Annotated in this window: 26 protein-coding genes; 2 read left to right on the forward strand and 24 right to left on the reverse strand. The window is 37.3% G+C overall.

Annotated features, from left to right (window positions below):
* Positions 1-113: 113 nt before the first annotated feature.
* The 13 genes from rnc to ACLRYO_RS08930 all read right to left on the reverse strand — a co-directional run bounded on the left by rnc (position 114) and on the right by ACLRYO_RS08930 (position 9913).
* Positions 114-854 carry a ribonuclease III gene (gene rnc / locus ACLRYO_RS08870; protein ID WP_004693448.1) on the reverse strand — a complete coding sequence of 247 codons (741 nt, stop codon included), beginning with the start codon at positions 852-854 and terminating at the stop codon, positions 114-116.
* Positions 854-2098 carry a beta-ketoacyl-ACP synthase II gene (gene fabF, locus ACLRYO_RS08875; protein ID WP_004697295.1) on the reverse strand — a complete coding sequence of 415 codons (1245 nt, stop codon included), beginning with the start codon at positions 2096-2098 and terminating at the stop codon, positions 854-856. Before fabF ends, rnc begins: the two co-directional genes overlap by 1 nt.
* Before the next feature lie 35 nt (positions 2099-2133).
* Positions 2134-3090 carry an NAD(P)H-dependent flavin oxidoreductase gene (locus tag ACLRYO_RS08880; protein ID WP_278457414.1) on the reverse strand — a complete coding sequence of 319 codons (957 nt, stop codon included), beginning with the start codon at positions 3088-3090 and terminating at the stop codon, positions 2134-2136.
* Positions 3091-3167: 77 nt separating this feature from the next.
* Positions 3168-3398 (reverse strand): acyl carrier protein, encoded by a 231-nt coding sequence (locus ACLRYO_RS08885; RefSeq protein ID WP_004693441.1) that lies wholly within the window; start codon positions 3396-3398, stop codon positions 3168-3170.
* Positions 3399-3449: 51 nt separating this feature from the next.
* Entirely contained in the window at positions 3450-4193 is a 744-nt protein-coding gene (fabG, locus tag ACLRYO_RS08890) for a 3-oxoacyl-[acyl-carrier-protein] reductase (RefSeq protein ID WP_123138028.1), read from the reverse strand.
* Position 4194: 1 nt separating this feature from the next.
* Complete coding sequence (gene fabD / locus ACLRYO_RS08895; RefSeq protein ID WP_021148003.1) at positions 4195-5136, reverse strand: ACP S-malonyltransferase; 942 nt, start codon at positions 5134-5136, stop codon at positions 4195-4197.
* An 11-nt stretch (positions 5137-5147) separates the two neighbouring features.
* Positions 5148-6092, reverse strand: coding sequence for an enoyl-[acyl-carrier-protein] reductase FabK (gene fabK / locus ACLRYO_RS08900; protein WP_008600662.1), 945 nt, complete (start codon positions 6090-6092; stop codon positions 5148-5150).
* 15 nt (positions 6093-6107) lie between these two features.
* A complete protein-coding gene (locus ACLRYO_RS08905) occupies positions 6108-7103 on the reverse strand; it encodes a beta-ketoacyl-ACP synthase III (RefSeq protein ID WP_008713708.1) in 996 nt (331 codons plus the stop codon).
* Entirely contained in the window at positions 7087-8115 is a 1029-nt protein-coding gene (plsX, locus tag ACLRYO_RS08910) for a phosphate acyltransferase PlsX (RefSeq protein WP_287533052.1), read from the reverse strand. The genes ACLRYO_RS08905 and plsX overlap by 17 nt, the downstream gene beginning before the upstream one ends.
* Positions 8116-8118: 3 nt before the next feature.
* On the reverse strand, positions 8119-8679 hold the full coding sequence (gene fapR / locus ACLRYO_RS08915; RefSeq protein ID WP_008713703.1) for a transcription factor FapR: 561 nt from the start codon (positions 8677-8679) through the stop codon (positions 8119-8121).
* Positions 8680-8963: 284 nt separating this feature from the next.
* Entirely contained in the window at positions 8964-9140 is a 177-nt protein-coding gene (rpmF, locus tag ACLRYO_RS08920) for a 50S ribosomal protein L32 (RefSeq protein WP_004693428.1), read from the reverse strand.
* Between the two features lie 25 nt (positions 9141-9165).
* The gene (locus ACLRYO_RS08925) at positions 9166-9678 is read right to left on the reverse strand and encodes a YceD family protein (protein WP_412225019.1); all 513 of its coding nucleotides are present in this window, start codon (positions 9676-9678) and stop codon (positions 9166-9168) included.
* 100 nt (positions 9679-9778) lie between these two features.
* On the reverse strand, positions 9779-9913 hold the full coding sequence (locus ACLRYO_RS08930) for a rubredoxin (RefSeq protein ID WP_004693422.1): 135 nt from the start codon (positions 9911-9913) through the stop codon (positions 9779-9781).
* A 548-nt stretch (positions 9914-10461) separates the two neighbouring features.
* On the opposite strand from ACLRYO_RS08930, the gene ACLRYO_RS08935 reads away from it, so the two are divergent.
* Both ACLRYO_RS08935 and ACLRYO_RS08940 read left to right on the forward strand, forming a co-directional pair.
* Positions 10462-11415 (forward strand): nitronate monooxygenase, encoded by a 954-nt coding sequence (locus ACLRYO_RS08935; protein ID WP_412225017.1) that lies wholly within the window; start codon positions 10462-10464, stop codon positions 11413-11415.
* A gap of 21 nt (positions 11416-11436) precedes the next feature.
* Positions 11437-11985, forward strand: a complete 549-nt coding sequence (locus ACLRYO_RS08940) for a gamma carbonic anhydrase family protein (protein WP_042986397.1) — start codon at positions 11437-11439, stop codon at positions 11983-11985.
* Between the two features lie 92 nt (positions 11986-12077).
* Here the strand turns inward: ACLRYO_RS08940 and ACLRYO_RS08945 are convergent, their stop codons facing one another.
* The 11 genes from ACLRYO_RS08945 to ACLRYO_RS08995 all read right to left on the reverse strand — a co-directional run bounded on the left by ACLRYO_RS08945 (position 12078) and on the right by ACLRYO_RS08995 (position 25033).
* Positions 12078-13316, reverse strand: a complete 1239-nt coding sequence (locus tag ACLRYO_RS08945; protein WP_412225014.1) for a chloride channel protein — start codon at positions 13314-13316, stop codon at positions 12078-12080.
* A 2-nt stretch (positions 13317-13318) separates the two neighbouring features.
* Entirely contained in the window at positions 13319-13816 is a 498-nt protein-coding gene (nrdG, locus tag ACLRYO_RS08950) for an anaerobic ribonucleoside-triphosphate reductase activating protein (RefSeq protein ID WP_316138641.1), read from the reverse strand.
* A 248-nt stretch (positions 13817-14064) separates the two neighbouring features.
* A complete protein-coding gene (gene nrdD, locus ACLRYO_RS08955; protein ID WP_413084825.1) occupies positions 14065-16215 on the reverse strand; it encodes an anaerobic ribonucleoside-triphosphate reductase in 2151 nt (716 codons plus the stop codon).
* 244 nt (positions 16216-16459) lie between these two features.
* Positions 16460-17263 carry a tyrosine-protein phosphatase gene (locus tag ACLRYO_RS08960; RefSeq protein WP_412225011.1) on the reverse strand — a complete coding sequence of 268 codons (804 nt, stop codon included), beginning with the start codon at positions 17261-17263 and terminating at the stop codon, positions 16460-16462.
* 289 nt (positions 17264-17552) lie between these two features.
* On the reverse strand, positions 17553-17987 hold the full coding sequence (locus ACLRYO_RS08965) for a VanZ family protein (RefSeq protein WP_413084826.1): 435 nt from the start codon (positions 17985-17987) through the stop codon (positions 17553-17555).
* 36 nt (positions 17988-18023) lie between these two features.
* The gene (locus tag ACLRYO_RS08970; protein WP_412225008.1) at positions 18024-19190 is read right to left on the reverse strand and encodes a nucleotide sugar dehydrogenase; all 1167 of its coding nucleotides are present in this window, start codon (positions 19188-19190) and stop codon (positions 18024-18026) included.
* Positions 19191-20288, reverse strand: coding sequence for an NAD-dependent epimerase/dehydratase family protein (locus ACLRYO_RS08975; RefSeq protein WP_412225007.1), 1098 nt, complete (start codon positions 20286-20288; stop codon positions 19191-19193).
* Positions 20289-20310: 22 nt separating this feature from the next.
* The gene (locus ACLRYO_RS08980; protein WP_412225005.1) at positions 20311-21765 is read right to left on the reverse strand and encodes a lipopolysaccharide biosynthesis protein; all 1455 of its coding nucleotides are present in this window, start codon (positions 21763-21765) and stop codon (positions 20311-20313) included.
* Positions 21765-22898, reverse strand: a complete 1134-nt coding sequence (locus ACLRYO_RS08985; RefSeq protein WP_412225327.1) for a CapA family protein — start codon at positions 22896-22898, stop codon at positions 21765-21767. The genes ACLRYO_RS08980 and ACLRYO_RS08985 overlap by 1 nt, the downstream gene beginning before the upstream one ends.
* Positions 22882-23814 (reverse strand): ATP-grasp fold amidoligase family protein, encoded by a 933-nt coding sequence (locus ACLRYO_RS08990; protein WP_042986393.1) that lies wholly within the window; start codon positions 23812-23814, stop codon positions 22882-22884. The genes ACLRYO_RS08985 and ACLRYO_RS08990 overlap by 17 nt, the downstream gene beginning before the upstream one ends.
* The gene (locus tag ACLRYO_RS08995; RefSeq protein ID WP_413084827.1) at positions 23792-25033 is read right to left on the reverse strand and encodes an O-antigen ligase family protein; all 1242 of its coding nucleotides are present in this window, start codon (positions 25031-25033) and stop codon (positions 23792-23794) included. The genes ACLRYO_RS08990 and ACLRYO_RS08995 overlap by 23 nt, the downstream gene beginning before the upstream one ends.
* Positions 25034-25048 lie beyond the last annotated feature (15 nt).

The following is a 25048-nucleotide window of genomic DNA, read 5'->3' on the forward strand; positions in this document are numbered from 1 at the left end:
TGTTCATCTATCATTATATAGATCATTATTCATCTACCATTATATAGATTATTACTCACATACTATATTAGTCACATACTATTATACAAAAAAAAGCGCCATTCGGCGCTTTTCTATTTATCAGCCATCAACTTTTCTAAAGTCAATTGAGCCGCATGTTGTTCTGCAATTTTTTTACTTTTACCAGAGCCGGCCTCGTAAGTAACACCATTAATTTCAACCTCCATATGGAAGGTTTTAGCATGATCGGGACCACTTTCACTGAGCAAATGATAGACAATATGTTTATCCCCATCACGTTGCACATATTCTTGTAATAATGTCTTATAATCTTTGCCCCGCTTACCTTCTAAGGCTTGCATGATATAGGTAGTTAAATGCTTTAAAACAAAGGCCATAGCCGTTTGATAATCTGTAGAAATATAAATGGCACCGATGAGAGACTCAAAGGTATCCGCTAATATAGAGTTTCGATCGTTACCACCGGAAGCGCGTTCTCCATGACCGAGTAATAAATATTGTCCTAGCTGCAAAGAACGGCTCACAGATGCTAAAGAATCTTCACACACTGTAGCGGCCTTAATTTTCGTTAAATTACCTTCAGCCATATCTGGATATGTCTTAAATAGATATTCCCCAATAATAAGATCCAAAACAGCATCGCCTAAAAACTCTAATCGCTGATTGTGATGAATATGCTTTGATTTATGTTCATTCGCATAAGAAGTATGTGTAAAAGCACAATCTATAATGGATATATCTGACACAGGTATGTCTAAACGAGCAACAAGCTCATGAAGAGATTCTTCACGAGCTTGTGTTATCTTACTCTTATGCGTTTCGATAGTAACCATTAAGCTTCATAACGGCGAATGCAAAGTGTACCGTTATGACCACCAAAACCGAAAGAGTTAGAAAGTGCACATTTTACTTGGAGTTCACGTGCGCCTTCACGAACATAGTCCAGATCCAAACCTTCATCAGGATTGTCACAGTTAATTGTAGGGTGAACTTTACCAGTTTCAATCGCCATTGCCATTACGATAGTTTCAATAGCACCAGCAGCACCTAACAAGTGACCTGTCATGGATTTTGTAGAGTTAACAGCGATATTTTTAGCATGATCGCCGAACAATTCTTTAATAGCTAATGTTTCATTTTGGTCATTAAGGCCAGTAGATGTACCATGAGCATTGATATAGTTAACGTCTTTAGGGTCGATACCTGCATCTTTAATGGCTAATTCCATACATTTACGAGCTTGAACACCACCTGGAGCTGGTGCAGTGATGTGGTAAGCATCACCATTACTACCATAACCCACAACTTCAGCATAGATATGTGCACCGCGTGCTTTTGCGTGTTCTAATTCTTCAAGAACTACGATACCAGAACCTTCACCCATTACGAAACCATCACGGTCACGGTCAAATGGACGGGACGCTTTTGTTGGCTCGTCATTGCGTGTAGACATAGCTTTCATAGCCGCAAAACCAGCTACAGCAGCCGGAGATACCGCAGCTTCAGTACCACCAGCAAACATAACGTCAGCATCACCACGTTGGATGATACGGAATGCATCGCCAATCGCATTTGTACCAGAAGTACAAGCAGTTACGTCTGTAATAACTGGACCTTTAAGACCAAGGCGAATAGATACGCGTGCAGATGTCATATTTGCAATCATCATAGGTACTGCAAATGGACTTACGCGGCCAGGACCTTTTTCGAATAATGTTTCATACACCTCATGGATAGAGTCAATGCCGCCTATACCTGTACCAACTACAGTACCACAGCGATCTAAATCCGCTTTATCTAAATCAAGATCAGCATCTTCACAAGCAAGAACAGCTGCGCCGATAGCAAATTCTACAGAACGGTCCATACGACGAGCTTCTTTCTTGTCTACCCCATAGTTTGTAATATCAAAATCTTTTACTTCACCCGCAATGCGTGTTGCATAGTCAGATGCGTCAAAGCGTGTAATCGGCCCAATACCAGATTGACCTGCCAATAACGCATTGTAGAAGTTCTCTTTACCGATACCTACAGGAGTCACTGCCCCTAAGCCAGTAATTACTACACGTTTTTCCAATTATTCCACCTCTTATAGCTATACAGCCCTTTAAATTAATCAATCTCTGCTACTTGCTGTTTTAATTGAGCAAAGATATCTTTAACTGGCATAATCCTATCGACTTTTCTCATATTATTGCCAGAGAACACCAACCCCGTTTCCACATCACCTTGTTGTGCGCGAGAAAGAGCACGGATAATGCAGAATTTATGGGAACAATGTTTTAAACAGTTATCACACACCGTTGGAGGCGCTACAGTACCATCTAAAACAGATTCAGCAAATTTGTTTTTTATTGCTTGACCAGGCAAACCAACAGGACTTTGAATCAATACTATATCCTCAGGGTTTGTAGCTCGTACATACATTTTTTTCAATTCATCAGATGCATTACATTCATCAGAAGCAGCAAAACGGCTACCCATTTGAACACCACTAGCACCGATTTTTAACATTTCAACGATATCACGGCCATCTAGAACACCACCAGCAGCAATTACTGGAATGTTTTTTACCGCTGCTACAACTTCGGGAACGATTTCTCGAGCGGAACGATCCGTCCCCAGGTGTCCACCAGCTTCACAGCCTTCTACGATTACAGCTGCAGCACCTAAACCTTCAGAAATGCGAGCTAATTTTGCGGACGAAACAATTGGTACAATAGGAGTACCAGACTCTTTGCCCATTGAGAACATATCTCTTGAAAAACCAGCACCTGCTACTACAAGATCAATGCCTTCTTCGATGGCAGTCTTTACTAAACCAGCAAATTGAGTTGCTGCTACCATCGCATTTATACCAATAATACCCGTAGGTGATAATTTTCTAGCTAATTGTATTTCGTATCGTAATTCATCGAAAGGCAAGCCCGATGCCGCAATAAGGCCGATACCACCTTCATTTGCAACGGCTGCTGCCAAGCGAGCTGTAGACAATCTAATCGCCATACCACCTTGAATAATAGGTACTTTGGCCACTAGATTCCCAATGCGAAGTTCAGGGAGCTTCACTATCAAATCCTCCTGTAAATAAAACCGGTTGGGAGGCCACTCGGCCTCCCGTTCGGTTGAATTGTTAGCTTTACAGCTTATTTAGCAGAATCAATATATTCTACTGTATCCTTAACGGTTTTAATTTTTTCTGCAACGTCGTCAGGGATTTCAACATTGAATTCTTCTTCAAATGCCATGATCAATTCAACGATATCTAAGGAGTCAGCGCCTAAGTCGTCGATGAATGTAGAATCAATGGTAACTTCAGCTTCATCAACGCCTAATTGTTCCACAACGATTGCTTTAACTTTATCGAAAGTGTTCATTAGTGGTTCACCTCCTTTCAAAGTGTATTTATATATAGTCTAATTTTACAACTACATTACCATGCCACCATCAACATTGATGACTTGACCCGTAATATAATTAGCAAAATCGCTAGCAAGGAATGTTACTACTGTTGCTACTTCTTCAGCATCAGCCATACGGCCCAATGGAATTTCAGTAACCATAGCTTCTTTAACTTTTTCTGGTAATACATCGGTCATATCTGTGTTGATAAAGCCTGGAGCAATAGCATTAACTGTAATACCACGGCTAGCCAATTCTTTAGCACAGGATTTAGTAAAACCAATTACGCCCGCCTTAGAAGCAGCATAGTTAGTTTGACCAGCATTACCTATAACACCTACAACAGATGTCATGTTAATAATATGACCAGAACGTTGTTTCATCATGATTTTAGATACTGCTTTAGTTACCAAGTAAACACCTTTTAGGTTAATATCGATAACAGCATCAAAATCTTCGTCTTTCATTCGCATTAACAAACCGTCACGTGTAATACCCGCATTATTCACGAGAATATCAATATGACCAAATTCTTTATGAGCTTCTTCCACCATGGAAGCAACTTCATCAGCATTTGCTACATTAGCTTTAAATTTAATGGCTTTTCGACCTAACGCTTGTACAGCTTCAACAGTTTCTTGTGCTGCACCTTCGCTACCGCTATAGTTTACTACAATATCAGCACCAGATTGTGCTAGATTGATAGCTACAGCGCGACCAATGCCACGGGATGCGCCAGTTACAATGGCTACTTTACCCTCTAAATGCATTTTATCGAACCCCCTTCAAAAATTCAAGCGTTTTCTCTAAGGATGCAATGTCTTCAACATTAGCTAATTCCATATCTTTGTTGATCTTTTTAGTAAAACCTGTAAGTACTTTCCCAGGCCCCACTTCAACAAAACGAGTAACACCAAAGTTTACCATTTCAGCTACACAATCTTCCCACAAGACAGGGTTAGCGGCTTGAGTAACTAAGGACTCTTTAATGTCATTTGCATTAGTCAAAATCTTGCCAGTAACATTTGCAACTACAGGAATTTGGGCATCACACACTTGGATCTTATCCAACTCTTCCTTTAAACGAAGAGCTGCTGGTTCCATCAAACGGCTGTGGAATGGAGCACTTACCGGAAGCATTACTGCGCGTTTTGCACCTGCTTCTTTCATTTTTTCAGCTGCTGTTTCCACCGCTGCAGTTTCACCGGCAATAACGATTTGTCCAGGGCAATTGAAGTTAACTGCTTGTACAGAACCTACAGAAGCATTTACTTCTTCACAAATTTCTACAACTCGCTCACGAGGTAATGCCAAAATTGCTGCCATAGCGCCTTTACCCAATGGCACAGCTTCTTGCATATATTCACCGCGTTTATGAACTACATATACTGCGTCTTTAAAGTTCAATACACCGGCTGCTACTAGAGCACTATACTCACCAAGACTATGCCCGCCTACGATGTCAGGCGTAAAGCCTTGTTCTTTTAGAATTTCATAACAAGCTACGGATGCAGTCAAAATAGCTGGTTGTGTATTTGCTGTTTTAACGAGCTCTGTATCAGGACCTTCGAAGCATAATTTACTGATAGAATAACCAAGTGCCTCGTCAGCTTCTTCAAAACGTTGTTTCACAATAGGGTACGCATTATACAAATCTTGTAACATGCCAACTTTTTGAGAACCTTGACCAGGAAAAACAAATGCCGTTTTCATTAGGGGCCTCCTTATTTACTAAGACCTTGAAGATTCTTAATCACAGTTTCAGCTTCAGTCATAATATCTTTAATGATAGTTTCACATGGTTTAACATCTGTTAACATACCAGAAATTTGACCGATCATCACAGAACCTTCTTTTACATTACCCTCAATAGCAGCTAAACGAAGTGTACCAGCACCTAATGCTTCCAATTCCTCTTTAGATCCACCACTGAATTCAAGGGATTTATATTTATGAGCTAACGCATTATCTATAATACGTACAGGATGACCTGTTGTTAAACCAGTCATAACTGTAGCACGATCTTTTGCTTTCAATACAGCATTTTTATAATTTTCATGGGCAATACATTCTTCGGATAATACGAATCGTGTTCCCATTTGTACCGCTTTAGCACCTAATGCAAATGCCGCAGCCATACCACGACCATCTGCAATACCTCCGGCAGCAATAACTGGTACATCTACAGCATCAACTACTTGAGGAATTAATGCCATAGTTGTAATATCACCTACGTGACCACCAGACTCTGTACCTTCAGCAATAATTGCATCAATACCGCCACGTAATAAGCGCTTTGCTAGTAATACTGATGCAACTACAGGAATAACTTTTGTACCAATTTCTTTCAAAGCGGGAACATAAACACCAGGATTACCTGCACCTGTAGTGATAACAGGAACACGTTCTTCCACGACTACTTCCATAACCTCTTTTACAAATGGAGACATGAGCATGATATTACAGCCAAAAGGCTTACTAGTGCGCTCTTTTAATTTATGGATTTCATTACGGAAAATATCAGGAGGCATATGACCAGCACCAATAATCCCAAGTCCACCAGCTTCAGAAACGGCTGCCGCTAATTCTGCAGTACCGAGCCAAGCCATGCCACCTTGAAAGATTGGATACTCAATCTGCAATAAATCACAAATGTCAGTCTTAATCATCTTGATGTGTCCTCCTTAATACCATTTCAAGACCAGGCTTGCCCATGTTAGGCCTGCACCAAATCCTGCAAACGCAACATTATCACCGCGTTTGAAACGTCCCTCGCGATTAGCTTCATCAAGTGCAATCGCTACAGACGCGGCAGATGTATTACCATACTTATGTAAATTAACAAAAACTTTTTCCATCGGCAGATGTAAACGTTTGGCTGCCGAATCAATAATACGAATATTCGCTTGATGAGGAATGAAGTAATCTAATTCATTTAACTCCATATCAGCACGTTCTAAGGATTTTAAAACCGTACGTCCCATCGTTTTAACGGCAAATTTATATACTTCAGGGCCATCCATATGAATAAATGTTAAGCCCTCTTCTACGCGTTGATCATTTGCTACTACAGCAGTGCCACCTGCAGGAATGCAAAGCGCTGATCCTCCAGTGCCATCGGCGCCCATGTCAATACCTTTAATGCCATAGCCTTCAGGTACTTCAGATACTACTGCAGCCCCAGCACCATCACCAAAGAGGATACATGTACCACGATCATTCCAGTTTACTCGACGAGAAAGAATTTCTGCCCCCACAACGAGTACTTTTTTATAAATACCAGAGCTAATATAACTAGCGGCAGTAATCAATCCATATACAAACCCAGAGCACGCCGCTTGTAAATCATAGGCTGCAGCGTTTTTAGCTCCTAAGTTTGCTTGCAATACACAAGCTGCCGAAGGAATAATCATATCTGGTGTTAAGGTAGCAAAGATAATCATGTCGATATCCTCTGCAGAGACATTAGCCATTTGCATAGCTTTTTTTGCTGCCTCGGTCGCCATATAGGATGTATTCATACCTTCCGGTGCAATGCGTCGTTCTTCTATACCCGTACGCTCTCTAATCCATTGATCATTGGTATCAACCATTTTTTCAAGATCAAAGTTTGTTACTACATTGTCAGGAAGGAAGCTCCCAGTACCAATGATTCCTACAGGTTTATTCATCATAGTCATACTTTAAGGCTCCTTCAATATCCATCGTTTCTCTTATGTGTTGAATAATTTTACGCTCTACTAAATCACTAGCAATTTCAATAGCAGTTTTTATTTCTTTTGCTTTAGAACTACCATGAGCAATCATGAATACCCCATTAACTCCTAAGAGCGGAGCACCACCATTTTCTGTGTGATCCAAACGTTTTGCCATCTTTTTCAAGGCTGGCTTTACAAGCATAGCTCCTATCTTGGCGAAAATACTTCCTGCCATGATGCTATCCTTTACTAATTGCGTAAGACCTGTTACTAAACCTTCCGCAAATTTAAGTACCACATTGCCTACGAATCCATCACATACGACAACATCAACGGTACCTTTAGGAATATCGCGACCTTCAATATTACCTTTAAAATTGATAGTCTTCATACCCTCCAAAATCGGATACGTCGCCAATACGACATCGTTCCCCTTTGTGGCCTCTTCACCAATATTTAACAATCCTACAGTAGGATTTTCTTTTCCTAATAAAAGCTTAGCGTATTCAGAGCCCATTAAAGCTCCTTGTACAAGATGTTTAGGTTTACAATTAGAATTTGCACCAGAATCTAACATAACTGTTATACCACTTACCGTTGGCATTGGAGTTGCAATGACAGGGCGATCAATACCTTTAATGCGACCAAGCCCAAATAAAGCCGCTGCAACAGCAGCTCCCGTACTACCTGGAGCAATTACAGCATCACAACGATTATCCCGAACCAACGAAGTAGCGACCACAACAGATGCATCTTTTTTCTTGCGCAATGCTTGACCTGGATGTTCATCCATACCGATTACCTGGCTAGCATGATGTACAGAAATACGTGGATTCTTAGCTTCATTATTAGCTTCTAATATATCAAAAATTTGCTGCTCATCGCCGACGAGCACCACTTCAATGTGTTGATTTGCTCGTACGGCTTCAATGGATCCAAGTACAGTCTCCATTGGAGCAAAGTCGCCACCCATGGCGTCTATTGCAATTTTCATAATTTACACCCTATTCTCTACGGATTCCATAATAAATTTTGCGCGAAACACTTCTTTTATTTTATCTCTTATTATAACCCAAATAAAGAACTTATTACCTCGGCGACGAATAATTTCTGCTTTCGCTACCAAATTAGTACCAGATCCTACTGGGTTCTTATATTTTATATTTCCAACTTCCGCAGAGCAAACAGTCGTCCCCATAACCGCTTTTGCAAGGGAATTTGCTTGAGCATATAAATACTGCGGTTCTACATATCCGAATTGATCTTCCATATCAGCCGTAGTACGTAACATAGATAATGCTTGGTGCCCCTCGGTGACATCAATCAATTCACCAACCACTTCATATGATACATGTTCTACCATTTCATGTGATTGACCTGTAGCCATAACACGAATGCGTTCACGCAATTCAGGAATACCCAATTCTAGTCGATCGAGACGAATTGTTGGCACACTTACACCAAAGTGTGTTGCCAATTCTTCATCAGTAAGAAATGGCGTAATATTCAGTTTTTCTTGTAACTGCTTCTGGCGCTCTTGCTTCTTTAACCGACTCATGGGACCACCTTTTATGACCTAGTATTAATATTACATCCTAAGTATATACAATAATTCCCTTATTGGCAAGACTTTTCATACATATAGTAAGAAATTTTCATAGCATATACAAAATATAGTTGTTTTTTTATATTTTAGTATTTTTGTTTATAAAAAATAAAAATGTGTCACTATCTTATAGAATAATCTTACTATAAAATAATGACACTCGCTATTGATAATAAAACATATAAAACTATATAAAAAAGACGCCTACAAAGTAGGCGTCTCTCTCCGCTCACATATTAAGCATTAGCTACTACTTGTTCACCTTTATAGTGACCACATGTAGGGCAAACACGATGAGGCATCTTAGGTTCGTGGCATTGTGGACATGCTACATAACCAGGAGCTTCTAATTTCCAATTAGCACGACGACGATCGCGACGACATTTAGACAATCTACGTTTAGGTACTGCCATTATCTGCACCTCCTTAGTACAATCATTAGGATAATCTATCATCTTTCTCATCAAGCAAAGCACGTAACTCTGCAAATCGAGGATCCACCACAAAGGATTCACAAGAACAAGGTGAAACATTCAAATTTGCTCCGCAATGAACGCACAATCCTTTGCAATCATCCTGACATAACACTTGAGAGGGCTCATTGATGATTAATGTATCCCTAATTAGTTCAGTTAAGTCAATTTCTTCTCCATCAAAAGAATTCACATCATCCGCAGCATCTCGACAATCACTAAAGATTTCCTGAAAGAAATCTTTTCGATAATGTTCTGTTGTATTTAAACAACGGGAACAATCATAATAGCCTTTAGACTGAATCGAACCTTGAACAATGTAATTTTGACCATCAAACCAAAACTCACCACTAATGGTTATATCATGACGGCTCCAAGGAAAAGCAGTTACGTCACCAAGCTCAGAGGCTGATATCGTATAGCTATAAGGAAATTTCTTTCCTATATGTTCTTTCGCTTGCTCTACTTGCAGTTTCATAATCTTACCTCGACTCATAATATTATAAACATGACATGGTGCTTTGTCAAATAAAAAAGACTATCTCAAGTGGACTCAAGATAGCCTTTTGGTAAGTCAATTACATTTTTTCGAATTGGTCTTTACCAACACCGCAAATTGGGCAAACATAATCAGCTGGTTGATCTTCGAATTTTACGCCTTCAACAGCTTCGTCATAAACCCAACCACATACTACGCATACATATTTTTCCATGTGTATTTCCTCCTTCACTTGAAAATTATTGTTTAATGTTTATCTTTAATTAATTCAGATACTCTATCTGTAATGTAGTATATCAAAGACATCGAAACTTTTCAATACTCATTTTCTTATTTTCTCATTTTTTATAATATTTAATAATCATAGATACTATGCGGTTTTCTACTACTTAACTCATTTGAAATATATTATCATTTAGTTTTTTTATCTTTAGACTACTGCTGAATATTTTATTTTAATCCAATAATTGGAAATTAATTTTGAAAGCATATTGTTTAAATAAATAACTATAATAACCTTATCTAAGGTGTACATAATTACTATATTATACTATTATATAGAGAAGAGATTATATGATTACATATAATCTCCAAATAATATTACGCTTAATCTCTTTAGTATATAAGTATATACTGATGAATATTCTTGACTTTATTAATACTCTAATTTTATATAAGAAAATAAAATTATTCTTATATAAAATTCTCGTATAAAAGTTTAATAAAGTTTCAGTAAATTTAATTGTTATTATAGGAGGCTTTATGCAAACAGCATTAACACAACTTTTACAAATCGAATATCCTATTATCCAAGGCGCTATGGCTTGGGTATCTGAACACAAACTAGTTGCTGCCGTAGCTAATGCAGGTGCTACAGGTGTAATTGCTCTTGGTGGTCGTGATGCAGAATGGACGCGCAACGAAATTCGTGCATGTAAAAACTTAACGGATAAGCCTTTCGGAGTCAACCTCATGTTAATGGCTCCCAATAAAGACGAATTAGTAGATATTATCATTGAAGAAAAACCTGCATTTGTAACACTTGGAGCAGGCAATCCTGTACCATATATTAAACCATTGCAAGATGCAGGCATTAAAGTTATCCCTGTTGTTCCATCTCTAAAACTTGCTAAACGTATTGAAGAAGCTGGTGCCGATGCAATTATTATTGAGGGTATGGAAGCTGGTGGACATATTGGTAGCCAAACAACCATGTCCTTGATGGAAAATATTTTACCTGAGATTTCCATTCCTGTTGTTGTAGCAGGCGCTATCGTAGATGGTCGTGGTATTGCAGCAGCATTGTTGATGGGTGCTGAAGGTGTACAAATGGGTTCCCGTTTTTTGTTAGCTGAAGAATGCCAAGCCCACATAAATATGAAAGAAGCAATTATCAAAGCCACAGATACAGACTCTGTTGTAACGGGTCTCCTCTCCGGTCACGGTGGAGTACGTAGCTTGAAAAACGAATTCACTACACGTTACTTAGCTGCCGAAACAGATGGTGTTACTACCCCTGAAGAACGTACCAAAATGTCCCAAGGCACTAACAAACGTGCTGCTATCGATGGTGATGTTGTAAATGGTGCGGTACAAGTTGGACAGGGTTTAAACCGACTTACTACTATTGAACCTGCTCACACTATAGTGCAAACAATAATGAATGAAGCTATCATGTCTATTCGTAAAGCACAACGTCTTATTGAAATCGTATAGTTAATAAATTAGGAGTTCCTTATGTTACCATTTCACGGAAAATACCCCAAATTAGATCCCAAAAGTTGTGTTATGCCTGGTGCAGAACTTGCAGGTGATGTTGAACTAAAAGAATATGCTTCCATTTGGCAAAACTGTGCACTTCGCGGTGATGTAAATAAAATTGTAGTAGGTCGCTATTCCAATGTACAGGATAACTCTGTATTACACGTTGATGACGACAAGGCTTGCATTCTTGGAGATTATGTAACAATTGGCCATGGTGCAATAGTACATGCTAGTACTATCGAAGATAATGTATTAGTTGGAATGGGCGCTATTGTATTGAGCGGTTGTCATATTGGCTCTGGCTCTATTATTGCTGCTGGTGCAGTCATAAAGGAGAACACCGTAATCCCACCTAATTCTTTAGTTGTTGGAATCCCAGCTCGCATAGCTCGTACAGATGAAACGCAAATCGAACGTATTCACAATCAAGCACTAAAATATAAACACTTGTGGACTGTAGAATATGGCATGCTTCCTGATGCGGGTGGCGAGGAATACGATAAGAACGCAAAAATCGTATAATCAGATATACACTAAAAGTGGATAGTTGATTAACTCAACTATCCGCTTCTTTTCTATATATTATATTTACTTTTATTAACTGCTATTTAGTGCTACTTAGCGCTATTTAATTTTGATTGAATGATTTGCTCTACCATAAGAGCTGTCCCCATTGTTAAAGCTATAGGAAACAACATCTCTACAGAGAAACGAGATAATTCAAGCATAAAGACACAAGATGTCATAGGCATTTTTTGTGCAAGGCCTAAGAATACTACGGCCCCTACAAAAGCAGACATTCCCAAAGATACTGGCGCTATAGCAATAGCCCATACGGTACCAAATACGATCCCCAAAGTACTGCCTAACATCATAGATGGTGTAATACGACCACCATATGCACCAGCGGCCAAAGCAAGTAAAACAGCTACCCATTTGGATCCAAATAAACCTAATGCATATGTCCATGTGATATCGTTCGTAAAAGTCAACTCATTGCCTGCTTTACCATTTCCAAGAATTTCAGGAAAATACATGGACAAAGCACCAATTAATGTAAAAGCAACAATTGATATAGGAATCATTACAGGACTACTACGATGAATGGCAGGTAGCTTACTTTGTGTAATATTAAATAAAACAACACCAATTGCAATAATAGCGCCTAAAACGATAGAAAACTCTACATAATGACTCCCTAAACTGGGTTGTGCCATTGTATATTGAATGACATCTCCTACGCCAGCTTGTCGCGTCACAAATGTAGCCAAGCCACAACATAAAAGGGCTGCACTCATAGCGCGTACATTCCAAGTAAGAAGCAAAGTTTCTAATGTAAAAATTGCCGCAGATAATGGTGAATTATAAACTGCAGCTAGGCCAGCGCCTGCAGCACATGCAATTAATAATTGACGATCTTCTTGTTTTATATCAAAATGTTTAACTAGAAAGGTGGTAATACCAGCGCTAGCCTCACGTGGTGCAACTTCTCGACCTAATGGAGAACCAATACCTACCGTAATTATTTGTAATGTTGCATGTAAAACAGTAGTAATTGGATTCATATCCATTTTACCAGAAACTGCCGTTTTTATATCTACAACGCCTTTACCATATCGGTGAATTAAAACCCAACCTACGCCACCTATCACGCCACAGATGATTAAGGGTATCAATCGTTCTACTGGTGATACTCGGGCCACAGCTACACCAAAGCTTAAATGATCAGAAGAAGAATAATTATATACGAAATGTTGAATTCCATGTAATAAATGCGTATAGGAAGCTCCTACTAACCCCGCTATAAAGCCAACTATAATAATGAGACCTATCAATCGTTTATCAAAAGCCATACTTACTCCATTGCTAATACAATTTCCCCAGCCGCTAATGTCTTTTTAACATCTATAATGCGTTGATTTGAGGAACCTCTGAAGCGCAATGCAGGGTCCCTAAGTTCATCTACAAAGCGGCCATCTACGAGAATGTCAATTTCTTGTAATAAGGCACTTCGTAACTCATCTTCTAAGATATCATCTATTTCATAGCCTGAATAGGCCCAAATCTTCTTTTCTGGCGCCGCTGCACGAACAGCTCTCACCACCGGTAATAAGCCTTGTACATTTTGAAATGGCTCCCCACCTAATAATGTTAACCCTGAACATGTAGGGTTCTTCACATAGGAAACTACTAAATCTGTCTCAGCTTGCGTCCACACCTTACCGGCATTAAAATCTTGGTATTCTTCGTTAAAACAATTATAACAACAATGTGTACACCCTGTTACAAATATAGATGTACGAATCCCTTCTCCATTGGCAATATCATATTGTCTTATTTGCCCATATCTCATCATAACCTCCATAGTAGTGCCTATCAACTTTGATTAACACTATATAGATATATTTCAATTTCTCATATATACAGTAAAAGCTGTGCCTTAGGCACAGCTTTTAGCATTTACAGAACTATCGTATTTAGAATTAAAATCGTATCTATTAAAATATCCACATCATTAGATATCTATGATAATTATATTAATCTATATAACAGTTTATCTTAATATATAGAATAATTATTAAAACTATACCTCTAATAATCTTAAATATGCATTACACGATCTTTAATTTCCTTTGTGCGCCCTTCATTCCAGAAGTTTTCGCCAAGGTATCCACAAGTACGACGGATAACAGTTAATTTATCGCGGTTTGTATTGTGGCAACGAGGGCATTCCCACTCGTTATGTTCGTTTACCTTGATTTCGCCATCAAAGCCACATTCGTGACAGTAGTCAGACTTGGTATTGAATTCAGCGTAAGAAATATGATCATAAATATATTGAATCATAGTCAAAACAGCTGGAATATTATTAGTCATATTAGGAATTTCCGCATAGGAAATACAGCCACCGGTAGATTTCTTTTGGAACTCAGATTCAAAAGAGAACTTATCAAATACATTAATCTCTTCTCGTACGCTTACATGATAACTATTAGTATAATAACCTTTATCCGTAATGTCCTCAATAATACCAAAACGAGCGCGATCCAAAGAAGAGAATCGATGGGTTAAACTTTCAGCAGGTGTACCATATAATGCAAAGCCCATGTTATGTTTAACTCGCCATTCATCAACAGCTGCATTTAAGCGATCCATAATCTTCATCGCAAAAACGCGACCTTTCTCGCCTGTATTCGATTCACCGGTAATTAAGCGAGTTGCTTCATAAATACCAATATATCCCAAGGAAATAGTCGCATAACCGCCAGTCAAGAATTTGGCAATTTTCTCGCCTTTTTTAAGTCTTGCAATAGCACCGTGTTGCCAATGGATTGGTGACACATCACTCACTACGTCCTTAAGTAATTCATAACGAAGCATTAGTGCTTTTTCTGCCAACTCAAGTCGTTTGTCTAAAATTTCAAAATATCGTTCTTCACTACCGCGGGCTAGAATGCCAATTTGAGGTAAGTTTAAACTTACTACACCAATGTTAAAACGTCCATCAAACTTGTATTCACCATTTTCATCCTTCCAAGGAGATAAGAAGGATCGACAGCCCATAGGACTAAAGACATTACCTGAGTAGTTTTCCTTCATTTTTTTTGCAGAAATATAGTCAGGGTACATGCGCTTAGCCGTACATTGTCCTGCCAATTCAGTTAAGTAATAGTATGGACTATCTGGTGTTACATTATGCTCATCAAGAACATAAATCAACTTAGGAAAGGCTGGTGTAATATATACATCGGCTTCGTTTTTTACACCTTTAATACGTTGGCGCAAAATTTCTTCTGTAATAAGAGCCGCTTCCTTCGCGTATTCATAGTTTGGTTGGAAATACATAAATAATGTCACAAATGGAGATTGACCATTTGTAGTCATCAATGTATTAATTTGGTATTGAATCGTTTGAATACCATCTTTAACCTCTTTACGCGTACGTTTCCACGCAATTTCACGAGCCTTTTCCATATTAGGCTCCATGCCGTAAATCTCAACTTGCTCTTCAATAACATTATCGAGGATTTTTTCATAAGATTTACGTACAAATGGTGCCAAAATACGGTCAATACCATTAATACTTTGGCCACCATATTGACCAGATGCTACTTGTGCAATGATTTGTGTTGTTACAGTACAAGCAACTTGGAAAGACTTAGGTGTATCAATTTTCTTACCATTGATTACTGTACCATTTGTAAGCATGTCTTCCAAATTAATCAAGCAACAGTTAAACATAGGTTGAATAATATAATCCATATCATGGAAGTGGATGGCTCCACTATCATGAGCTTCTAAAATATCGGTAGGAATCAATTTACGACGAGCAATATCCTTAGATACTTCACCAGCAATTAAATCCCGTTGGGTAGATACAATAGCAGCATCCTTATTAGAGTTTTCATCAAGAACACTGATATTACTACGATCTAATAAACCAATTACATCATCATCAGTTGTATTTTGACGACGTTTAAAAGCTTGAACAGCTTTGTAACCTTCATAGGCACGTGCCGTTGCAGGATTATGATACTCAATCAACTTATAATACACTTGATCTTCAATAGCATAAATTGTCATATCTTTTTGAAGCTTAGTAGCATATTCCTCAATTTCATTTGCAATACGCTGTGCCAAGCCCTCTTCGTACAACCCTGTACTACTATGTTCAGCTTTTTCAATAGCCAAAGCAATCTTGTTTTTGTCGAATGGTACCTTCGTGCCATCACGCTTAATGACCTGCAACATATTGGCAACCTCCCCATTTTGTTACTGCCAAAATATATGTTAAGAAGTATAAAAAGTATGTCTAATCACACTTTTTATAAATTTATATGTAAAAATGTAAAGAATTATTAGAAAAACCCTCTATTTTTACCGCCCTCTCAGTATACTATATATGGTGGTTGTTTTCAACCCCAAATACAATATAAAGTAAAAATAGGTCCCTCTATCTATGCCAATATGACATGGATAAAAGAACCTATATAAATTATAATGCAAAGCCAAATAGACGAGTCAAGAAATTACCCTTTTTCCCCACCCAACTAGATGGGACAGAAGGATAAAATGTGCGATTAGCTAAGAGGTCGCGTTCATTAAGATGGATATTTGGTAACAAATCTTTTTTATACGTATTGTCTAATTTAGAAATTGCTTCCACATAACCTTGGTACGCCTCGACATCACAGCCATTGCTATAACCAGTGCCAAAGAAATGAATTAAACCATTGCGATATAATTCAATAGCCCTATCATAGTTAGTGTTACCATGATCAAAAGATGCCATATTACATTGAATCAAAATACCTTTATCAACCCATTCTAATAGTTGTTCAGGTTTAGTAAATAATTGTCCATAAGTTTCTACTTCACTAATAATAGGTACAATACCCATATCTAGTAGACTTAACAACCATGCATTAATATGATGCACTTTGCTATTTTGTGGAAGAGCAACTAATATAAAAGGGCTATCTCCCAATTTATATTGATTGCGATGAAAAGCTATATATTCAATCATTTCATCACAAAGCATTACGCGAGCTCCACTGTGAATAGTTACATCTACTAGCTGTTCCTTAAGCGCAACTTTTACTTCATTAACTAAAGATTTCATAGCATTCCATGTGTTCAGATCCATAGATACTGTTACATCAGGCGTACTAAAAATATCTGTAATACCTTGTTCAGACAAGGACTTAATCATTTTTACTGATTCTGCCATTGTTTGAGGCCCTTGTGGACCTAACACAGCTGGCAAAATGCAACCATGTAAATCAACCACGCGACTCATAATCTTTCCCTTCTACTTTCGATTCTCTGTTCAAAAATCGACCTCTTTCATAAAGTTCATGTTCTTCTCATTTAAGTTTATAATTCATTTTACATTCACGATTATAGCAAGGGAGTAGTCGCTTGTACAGTGGTTTTTCTATAAAAATAAATAAATTATTATATGTTCATTTAATACAATTTTTATATATTCATTTTTCTTTCATAAAATATGACTCATAATCTCTATAATTATGAGTCATATTTTACACATTATTATATTAATATTTTTTTAATTTTTAAATGTACCTTTATCTTTTATCATGACTAATATAATAAGCTAATTTTACTACCGATATACCAATGATTATACCAATTGTATCAATCAATACATCAGAAAGTTGAGAGCTGCGACCTAGAGAAAATAATTGTATAAATTCGTCTAGACAAGCTATTACTATACCCACTCCTATAGTTTTTACTACTGTGCCATATTCAATATAGCGGCGTAGAACTACATATAAAACACCACCAAGAATTGTGAACTCTGTAAGGTGGGCTAATTTTCGAACAATCCTATTTAAGGCCCATATATTTCCGTAAAAGCCTAATTTATCAGCTATAGGGGCAAGCCACTCTGCAAAAATAAGACTAAACCCATCAGAGTTCCCTCCATTTTGCAAGGAATTATCCCATATAAAAAACACAATTAGACATAACACAATATATAGTATCCAACGTTTCATACTACTCTCCTAAACGCCACAATACATATAGCTGTATTAATCTCTATCAAAAATATCTCGTGTATAAACTTTATTTTTTACACCTTCTAAGCTACTATCCCAGCGATTAGCTACAATAACATCACTAACACGCTTAAAGTCTTCAAAATTACGAATAACTGGCGAATTAAAGAAGTCTTCTGCATCTAGTGTAGGTTCATATACTACCACAGCAATCCCCTTCGCCTTAATACGTTTCATAACACCTTGAATGGCTGATGCTCTAAAATTATCAGAGTTCATTTTCATGGTCAAGCGATAGATACCAACAATTTTCGGATTTTTAGCAATAATAGTATCTGCCACATGATCTTTACGTGTTCTATTCGCATCGACAATGGCAGAAATTAAGTTTTGTGGTACATCATTATAATTAGCTAATAATTGCTTTGTATCTTTTGGCAAGCAATAACCACCATAACCAAAAGAAGGATTATTATAAAAATCTCCAATACGAGGATCTAAACAAACCCCCTTGATGATTTGACTTGTGCTAAGGCCACGTACTTCAGCATAGGAGTCTAACTCATTGAAATACGCTACACGTAATGCTAAATACGTATTAGCAAACAATTTAATTGCTTCCGCTTCCGTAGAATCAGTATATAATTGTGGAATATTTTCTTTAATAGCACCTTCTGCTAATAATTGGCCAAAACAACGTGCTCTGTCAGAATCCTCGCCCACAACAATACGGGATGGATGTAAATTATCGTATAAGGCTTTACCTTCACGCAAGAATTCTGGCGAGAAAATTAAATTCTCCGTATTAAATTCTTTGCGCATTTGTACCGTATAGCCTACTGGTACAGTTGATTTAATAATCATTACTGCATCAGGATTAATCTCTAGCACAGTTTTAATAACTTGTTCAACAGAAGATGTGTCAAAGAAGTTTTTTTGTGGGTCATAATTTGTAGGTGTCGAAATGATAACATAATCTGCACTGTTAAAAGCTTCTACTGGGTCAAGTGTAGCTTTGAAGTTTAACTCCTTAGTAGCTAAATACTCTTGCAATTCAGCATCTACAATAGGCGTCTCTTTGCGATTTAACATATCTACTTTTTCTGGGATGATATCGAGGGCTACTACTTCATTATGTTGAGCTAACAACACACCATTGGAAAGGCCTACATAGCCTGTACCAGCAATTGCAATTTTCATTTATTTGCCCTCCATCATATAGAAATCTTTATACCATATGGCAAAACGCTTTAACCCTTCTCGTAAGGTTGTATTAGGTTTAAAGCCAAAATCTGCTTCTAACGCACTTGTATCAGCATATGTAACAGGCACATCCCCTGGTTGCATAGGCACTAATTCTTTATGTTCTTCAAAATTATAATCCTTTGGTAAAACACCAGCAGAAACCAATTCCTCTGAAAGAATGCGCACAAAATCAAGTAAATTTTCTGGGTTGCTATTGCCGATATTATAAATAGCGTACGGTGGAACCGGCAAGCCATCCGCACCATTGCGACGCTCTGGTGCAGTAGACATAACCTTAGAAACGCCTTCTACAATATCATCGATATAGGTAAAATCACGCTTACAATTGCCGTAGTTGAAGATTTTAATTGTCCCACCATTACGTAATGTATTTGTAAAACCAAAGTATGCCATATCTGGACGACCTGCAGGACCGTATACAGTGAAGAAACGAAGCCCTGTGCTAGGGATGTTATATAATTTAGCATACGAATAAGCCAATAACTCATTTGATTTTTTTGTAGCTGCATAAAGAGATACAGGATTATCTACTTTATCCTCTGTAGAGTATGGAATTTGTTTATTTGCACCATATACAGAAGAAGATGATGCATACACTAAATGCTCTACACCTCTTTCACCATCATCATAAGAATGACGACAAGCTTCTAGAATATTATAAAATCCAATAATATTAGACTCGATATAGGCGTCGGGGTTAGTAATAGAGTAACGAACCCCTGCTTGAGCTGCTAGATTCACTACAACTTGTGGTTTATAGATAGCAAAAATTTCATCAACAAAGAACTTATCTGCAATATTCCCTTTTTTAAAAATCCATATATTCTTATTATTTTTGCTAAGTTCATCAATCTGTTGCAATCGATACTCTTTCAATGCTACATCATAGTAATCATTAACAGAATCTATGCCAATAATTTGAGTCCCTTCTGCTTCAGATAGTAAGGACATAACTAGATTAGCCCCTACAAATCCAGCGGCACCTGTTACAAGGATTACCGTGTTGTTTAAATCTACATTTTTTGAAAGCATATGTACTCCTTTCATAGTTCTATTAATTATGTCGTTTTACTTTACTTAAGACTTTTTTATAGCCAGAAGCAATAATTATGCGCTCAGATGGAATGACGTATAAAATAGCCACATATAATACAACACATAAAAGCATACAGACGACGGTCCACCATACTGCATCATAGAGATGTAAAATACTATAGGCAATTAACCCAACTATAGATGCTGTAATGAGATATACACTGATATTAGATATTATGCGAAATGCACTCATATTGACAAATAAAGCTAGTAGCAACATAGAAGCTGCTAGCATTTCCATTCTTACTAACGATCGAGCATATACAAAGGTACTGAAATCATATTGAATACAAATATAAATAACTGGTATTAAAACTACTAGATGTAATATTTGAGTCCAAAATGATAGATTAGGCATCCCTTTTGCACGAAATATTTCGGAAATCAAATTAGCTGTTACAGTCATAATAGCCGAACTCAATGCCCACGAACCTAATACAATGCCCGCTAACGTCCATTGTGGTCCTAGTAAAAGCTGAACAACAAAGTCTTGAAATACAAATAATCCTGCACCTAGAGGTACCAAAAATAGAGCCATATAGCGTTGGAATGTAAAGAATGTATTCGAAAAGGCCTGTTGATTATTTTGCACACGACTTAAAGCCGCGAATAATACAGGAGCCAAAGATGCTGTAGCCATAGCCATTACAGTCGTAACAATAGCCATTGGCATCTTATATATACCCAAATAATAAGCATCTAAAAAACGGCTAATAATGAATGTATCCACCCAAGCAGTGAGCCATATAGAAAATGCTTCAGCTAAAGACCATGCACTATAGTTAAACATATTCATAAAGACGCGACTACTAAAAAACAGATGAATTTGATTCTTCCGACTCTTTAATAATGCCAACGCCGTAAATAGCTGAGACCCTAGCATACCAGCAATTAAAGACCAATAATCGTACCCCATAAGCGCCATTGGTATAGATATCAATATAGGTGTAAGAATTGTTATGAGCCTAATATTTAAAAGAAACTTGAAATTAAAATCTCTTCGATACAATGCCATTTGGACACTACTAAAAGCAGATAAAGGAATCATAGCGCCCATCACGGCTAAAGGTATACCTAAGCCATCATTACCTACTAATACAGCCAATTCATCACGACCGATTATGATAGCGCTCCATAAAACTAGAGAAAACACTAGGTTGGCAATAAAGGCCACATCTGTAGCCTCTTGCTTATCTTGGGCACTTTCAAACTCATGCTGAACAAGAAATTTTTGAAAACCCGCATCAGCAAGCATTTCCGCAAAAGATATAACCATCATAATCGTCGCCAATATGCCGAATGCAGTCGGTGCTAACATATGAGCCAATATTATATTTGTCAGTGGTGTGATAAGCTTTGCCAAAACCTCTGTAATAACAGACCATTTAGCAGCAGCTACGATTTTAGTATCCATTATTTCTTATTGATATTCTTAATGCCTCTCAAGAATAGTTCATGATGAGCTTCACATTCCAAATAATTTTGTATTGCTAAATAACTCGTTTTGCCCAAAATAAGTTCTACCAATTTTCGGCCCAATAAAGCATTAATAGCGCGTACAATAAATGATCTACCTAAAAACTCACGCAAATAACGTTTTACATGTGTATCAGCAAAGACCCTATAAGCTTGAGTCACAAAGTGAGGGTCTTTAATTTCTTCACTACGTTTTCTATAATCCTCTAATGTTTCTGTAGCTTCAACTTCTGTGGCTAATCGTGTACCATTATCGGTTCTACGAATAGGCAATTCAGACACCACAAAATCATCCTTAGTTACGTCTACAGTAACTAGTATTGAATCTTTAATAAACTCTTGATGGTTTACAAAAAAATCGGAATTAAAGATAAAGTTGCCTTGTCCATAAATGATAGTGCCTCCCTGGTAATCTTCACGAGACCCTACACAATGATTATGTTGACAGATAACGAGATTCGCTCCACTATCGACAAATTTACGGCAATATCTCTGTAGCATAGGAGATGGATAGCGATAGAATTCCTTGCCGCCGTGATATAGAACGATGACGTAGTCGCATTGTGCCTTTAAAACTTTCACTTCGTCAAAGCTTTCTAGCACATCAAAAGGATTAGCCCCCATTGTATGACAAGTAGCCATAGTAAACTCGTTCTCTGTACAAAGATAGAATCCAATACGTATATCATCTTTTTCAAAGATAAATGGCTTCTTAGCCTCTTTCAAATTAGCTCCAGCTCCAGCATGAGCAATCTTATGCTGCTTCAACAAATTTAATGTTGTCGTCAACCCTTCCACCCCTTGATCTAAAGAGTGGTTATTAGCCAGTGTTAAAAATAACGGCTCTAACGCCTTATATCCATTAATTGTTTTTGTAGGCGCAATTAAATTATTACCAAATTTTACGATGGGTGTCTCTATATCAGTAAAAGGAACCTCTAAATTGAAAACATTTAAATCCGATTGCTTCAAAATTTCATAAAGCTCTTTTCCTACAAAAGCTTCTCCATTACCGTTTTCAAATAATGTTTTATTAATATCCGTAGGAACTAAATCAGCCCCGATGTACATTCTCAAGATGTAACCACTCTCCTAATTCATAATCCTTTGACATAGGACGAAATCTTTCAAATCCAGCACCAGGAAAAAATGTTAATTCTCCAATAAATAGATGCCCTTTAATTTCATAAAAATCAACACGCAAAAATGGACACCCTTTGCTAAGCTCCATCGCAACCTGTTGCATTTCACCATATGTGTCTGGCTTTGGAAACTCTGTAGGTAACGGTGGATAATGTCCAAAATGAATTCCCATAGGATTCCAATCGATATCATAGAAGTTCATACGCGTTCCTGTTTTAGAAAAACGATTAGAACATACTACTGTTAACTTTGGTTCACCATGAAAGCAATACATCTTATAATCTAATATGTCATTGCTACCTAACTCCGACAAATATTCCTCTCCGATAATACGTCGAGGAACATTCTTATAAGGCCACTCTCTAGCAATACGTGAATAATCCCGTTTTAAGAATGTTCTTAATTTAGCTTTTGCTGCTTCCCAATCAAGTGTTGATTTATCTTTACAAATAACGATGCCTCCACTATCATGTGTACATTTCAAAACGAATTGATTAGGCAACCTATCAAGGTCAATATCATCTACAGAGTTCCATACGGAAATCGTAGGTATTATATACTGATTACCTACACGTTGAGCAATAAGATGTTTAGCTTCATGTTTATCAACCATCACTGTTTGTATTGGGTCTCTAAAATTAACCTTAAGCCATTGTAACTTTTCGCTGAAAGTTTTTGGATTTTCTAAATCTAAAGGGTATCCCATATACTTAGGAAATACCTTCTTCAAAAAGTCTTCATCAGACAAAGAGTCATAATAACCCGATTTAATTAATACTCTCGTTCGATAGTAAGGTTTTGTTAAAAAGGACATACCGACCCTAAACAGTTTGCTGAACTTCATGTTTACGTCCTTTCCGAAGAATTTGTACCTCTAAATAAAACAACATCATATAAAAATAAGTACTCTTACTTTCATAAGAAACCATACCCATATCCATAACAATTTGTGAAAGGAATAAAATAAGTACCATTATATATTCATTACTATGTATATCGCGATAGCGAATTAAATTATATGCTACATATAGATACATTGAATAATATGCTATTAAACCAATAACACCCGTGCCAGCTAATAACTCAATATAATTATTATGCAAGTAGTAATTATCTTTACCATACACGAAAAAAGTATATACAGATGGATTATTGATACCTACACCAGTTATGGGAGATTGATAAAATAAGTCCCATCCAATATCTACCAAAGCTAAACGAATAATAGTGGATGAGTCCCCCCCTGTGCCTGTAAAGGCTTCCATCATGTTAGACATTCGGTCTAATACTTCAGAGAACATCGGCAATTGCAAGACCGCAATACCTATAATGGTAAGACCTAATAAGGAACCAATAACTTTTACAATAGAATTGACCGCATTAGCACTACGAAAACTTTTAAAAATAAAGAGTAATACTGTACCAACACCAACAAAAACTAAGGCCTTACGACTACCTGTAGCCGCTAAAATACCAAGTGTTGGTAATGCAATGACATGCCACCAACGAGGTCGATCGTATAGCATATAATACAAGGTCATAACAATAGCATTGGCCCCCAATAGCCCTACCGTATTCGCATTCAATGCATCATTAGCAATACGCGCTGAGGATGATAAAACAGTAATAAAATAATCTAAACCGTAGAAATAAACAGTATAGAAACAAACTATATAGCCTGTCCACATGCCAATCTTTAATAATGTATCCACCGATTTTTTATCTTGATAACACATGTATAAAATGATGAGCATAAAGAATATCTTGACCATATCAAAACTTCGGCTCATAGCTACGGAAACATCTGTGGCATTAATCGCACTTAGATAACAAGCACCAATAAAAAGCAACATATAAGCATGCATCCAATTAAGCCGTAGTTTAATAACACCTTGCTCTCTTATTAGATAAAAAATAATGAGCCCAAATAAGCATACAAACAATACATACGCACCATAGTTCGCTTCGCCAAGGGCAAAGGAAATGGTCAACGACAACACTAAAAAGATTAGAGTTATGAACCATATCATGCGATCAGCAAGAGCCGTAATATTTAACTTCAATGGTTCTCCTCCTTA

Origin of the sequence: Veillonella parvula (assembly GCF_047241225.1) — a bacterium.
Classification (GTDB): Bacteria; Bacillota; Negativicutes; order Veillonellales; family Veillonellaceae; genus Veillonella; species Veillonella parvula_O.

Excerpts from the sequence above, each read along its gene's own strand:
- rnc (WP_004693448.1), bottom strand. The coding sequence starts at position 854 with ATGGTTACTATCGAAACGCATAAGAGTAAGATAACACAAGCTCGTGAA.
- ACLRYO_RS08885 (WP_004693441.1), bottom strand. The coding sequence starts at position 3,398 with ATGAACACTTTCGATAAAGTTAAAGCAATCGTTGTGGAACAATTAGGC.
- fabG (WP_123138028.1), bottom strand. The coding sequence starts at position 4,193 with ATGCATTTAGAGGGTAAAGTAGCCATTGTAACTGGCGCATCCCGTGGC.
- fabD (WP_021148003.1), bottom strand. The coding sequence starts at position 5,136 with ATGAAAACGGCATTTGTTTTTCCTGGTCAAGGTTCTCAAAAAGTTGGC.
- fabK (WP_008600662.1), bottom strand. The coding sequence starts at position 6,092 with ATGATTAAGACTGACATTTGTGATTTATTGCAGATTGAGTATCCAATC.
- ACLRYO_RS08905 (WP_008713708.1), bottom strand. The coding sequence starts at position 7,103 with ATGACTATGATGAATAAACCTGTAGGAATCATTGGTACTGGGAGCTTC.
- plsX (WP_287533052.1), bottom strand. The coding sequence starts at position 8,115 with ATGAAAATTGCAATAGACGCCATGGGTGGCGACTTTGCTCCAATGGAG.
- fapR (WP_008713703.1), bottom strand. The coding sequence starts at position 8,679 with ATGAGTCGGTTAAAGAAGCAAGAGCGCCAGAAGCAGTTACAAGAAAAA.
- rpmF (WP_004693428.1), bottom strand. The coding sequence starts at position 9,140 with ATGGCAGTACCTAAACGTAGATTGTCTAAATGTCGTCGCGATCGTCGT.
- ACLRYO_RS08925 (WP_412225019.1), bottom strand. The coding sequence starts at position 9,678 with ATGAAACTGCAAGTAGAGCAAGCGAAAGAACATATAGGAAAGAAATTT.
- ACLRYO_RS08930 (WP_004693422.1), bottom strand. The coding sequence starts at position 9,913 with ATGGAAAAATATGTATGCGTAGTATGTGGTTGGGTTTATGACGAAGCT.
- ACLRYO_RS08935 (WP_412225017.1), top strand. The coding sequence starts at position 10,462 with ATGCAAACAGCATTAACACAACTTTTACAAATCGAATATCCTATTATC.
- ACLRYO_RS08940 (WP_042986397.1), top strand. The coding sequence starts at position 11,437 with ATGTTACCATTTCACGGAAAATACCCCAAATTAGATCCCAAAAGTTGT.
- ACLRYO_RS08945 (WP_412225014.1), bottom strand. The coding sequence starts at position 13,316 with ATGGCTTTTGATAAACGATTGATAGGTCTCATTATTATAGTTGGCTTT.
- nrdG (WP_316138641.1), bottom strand. The coding sequence starts at position 13,816 with ATGAGATATGGGCAAATAAGACAATATGATATTGCCAATGGAGAAGGG.
- nrdD (WP_413084825.1), bottom strand. The coding sequence starts at position 16,215 with ATGTTGCAGGTCATTAAGCGTGATGGCACGAAGGTACCATTCGACAAA.
- ACLRYO_RS08960 (WP_412225011.1), bottom strand. The coding sequence starts at position 17,263 with ATGAGTCGCGTGGTTGATTTACATGGTTGCATTTTGCCAGCTGTGTTA.
- ACLRYO_RS08965 (WP_413084826.1), bottom strand. The coding sequence starts at position 17,987 with ATGAAACGTTGGATACTATATATTGTGTTATGTCTAATTGTGTTTTTT.
- ACLRYO_RS08970 (WP_412225008.1), bottom strand. The coding sequence starts at position 19,190 with ATGAAAATTGCAATTGCTGGTACAGGCTATGTAGGCCTTTCCAATGGT.
- ACLRYO_RS08975 (WP_412225007.1), bottom strand. The coding sequence starts at position 20,288 with ATGCTTTCAAAAAATGTAGATTTAAACAACACGGTAATCCTTGTAACA.
- ACLRYO_RS08980 (WP_412225005.1), bottom strand. The coding sequence starts at position 21,765 with ATGGATACTAAAATCGTAGCTGCTGCTAAATGGTCTGTTATTACAGAG.
- ACLRYO_RS08985 (WP_412225327.1), bottom strand. The coding sequence starts at position 22,898 with ATGTACATCGGGGCTGATTTAGTTCCTACGGATATTAATAAAACATTA.
- ACLRYO_RS08990 (WP_042986393.1), bottom strand. The coding sequence starts at position 23,814 with ATGAAGTTCAGCAAACTGTTTAGGGTCGGTATGTCCTTTTTAACAAAA.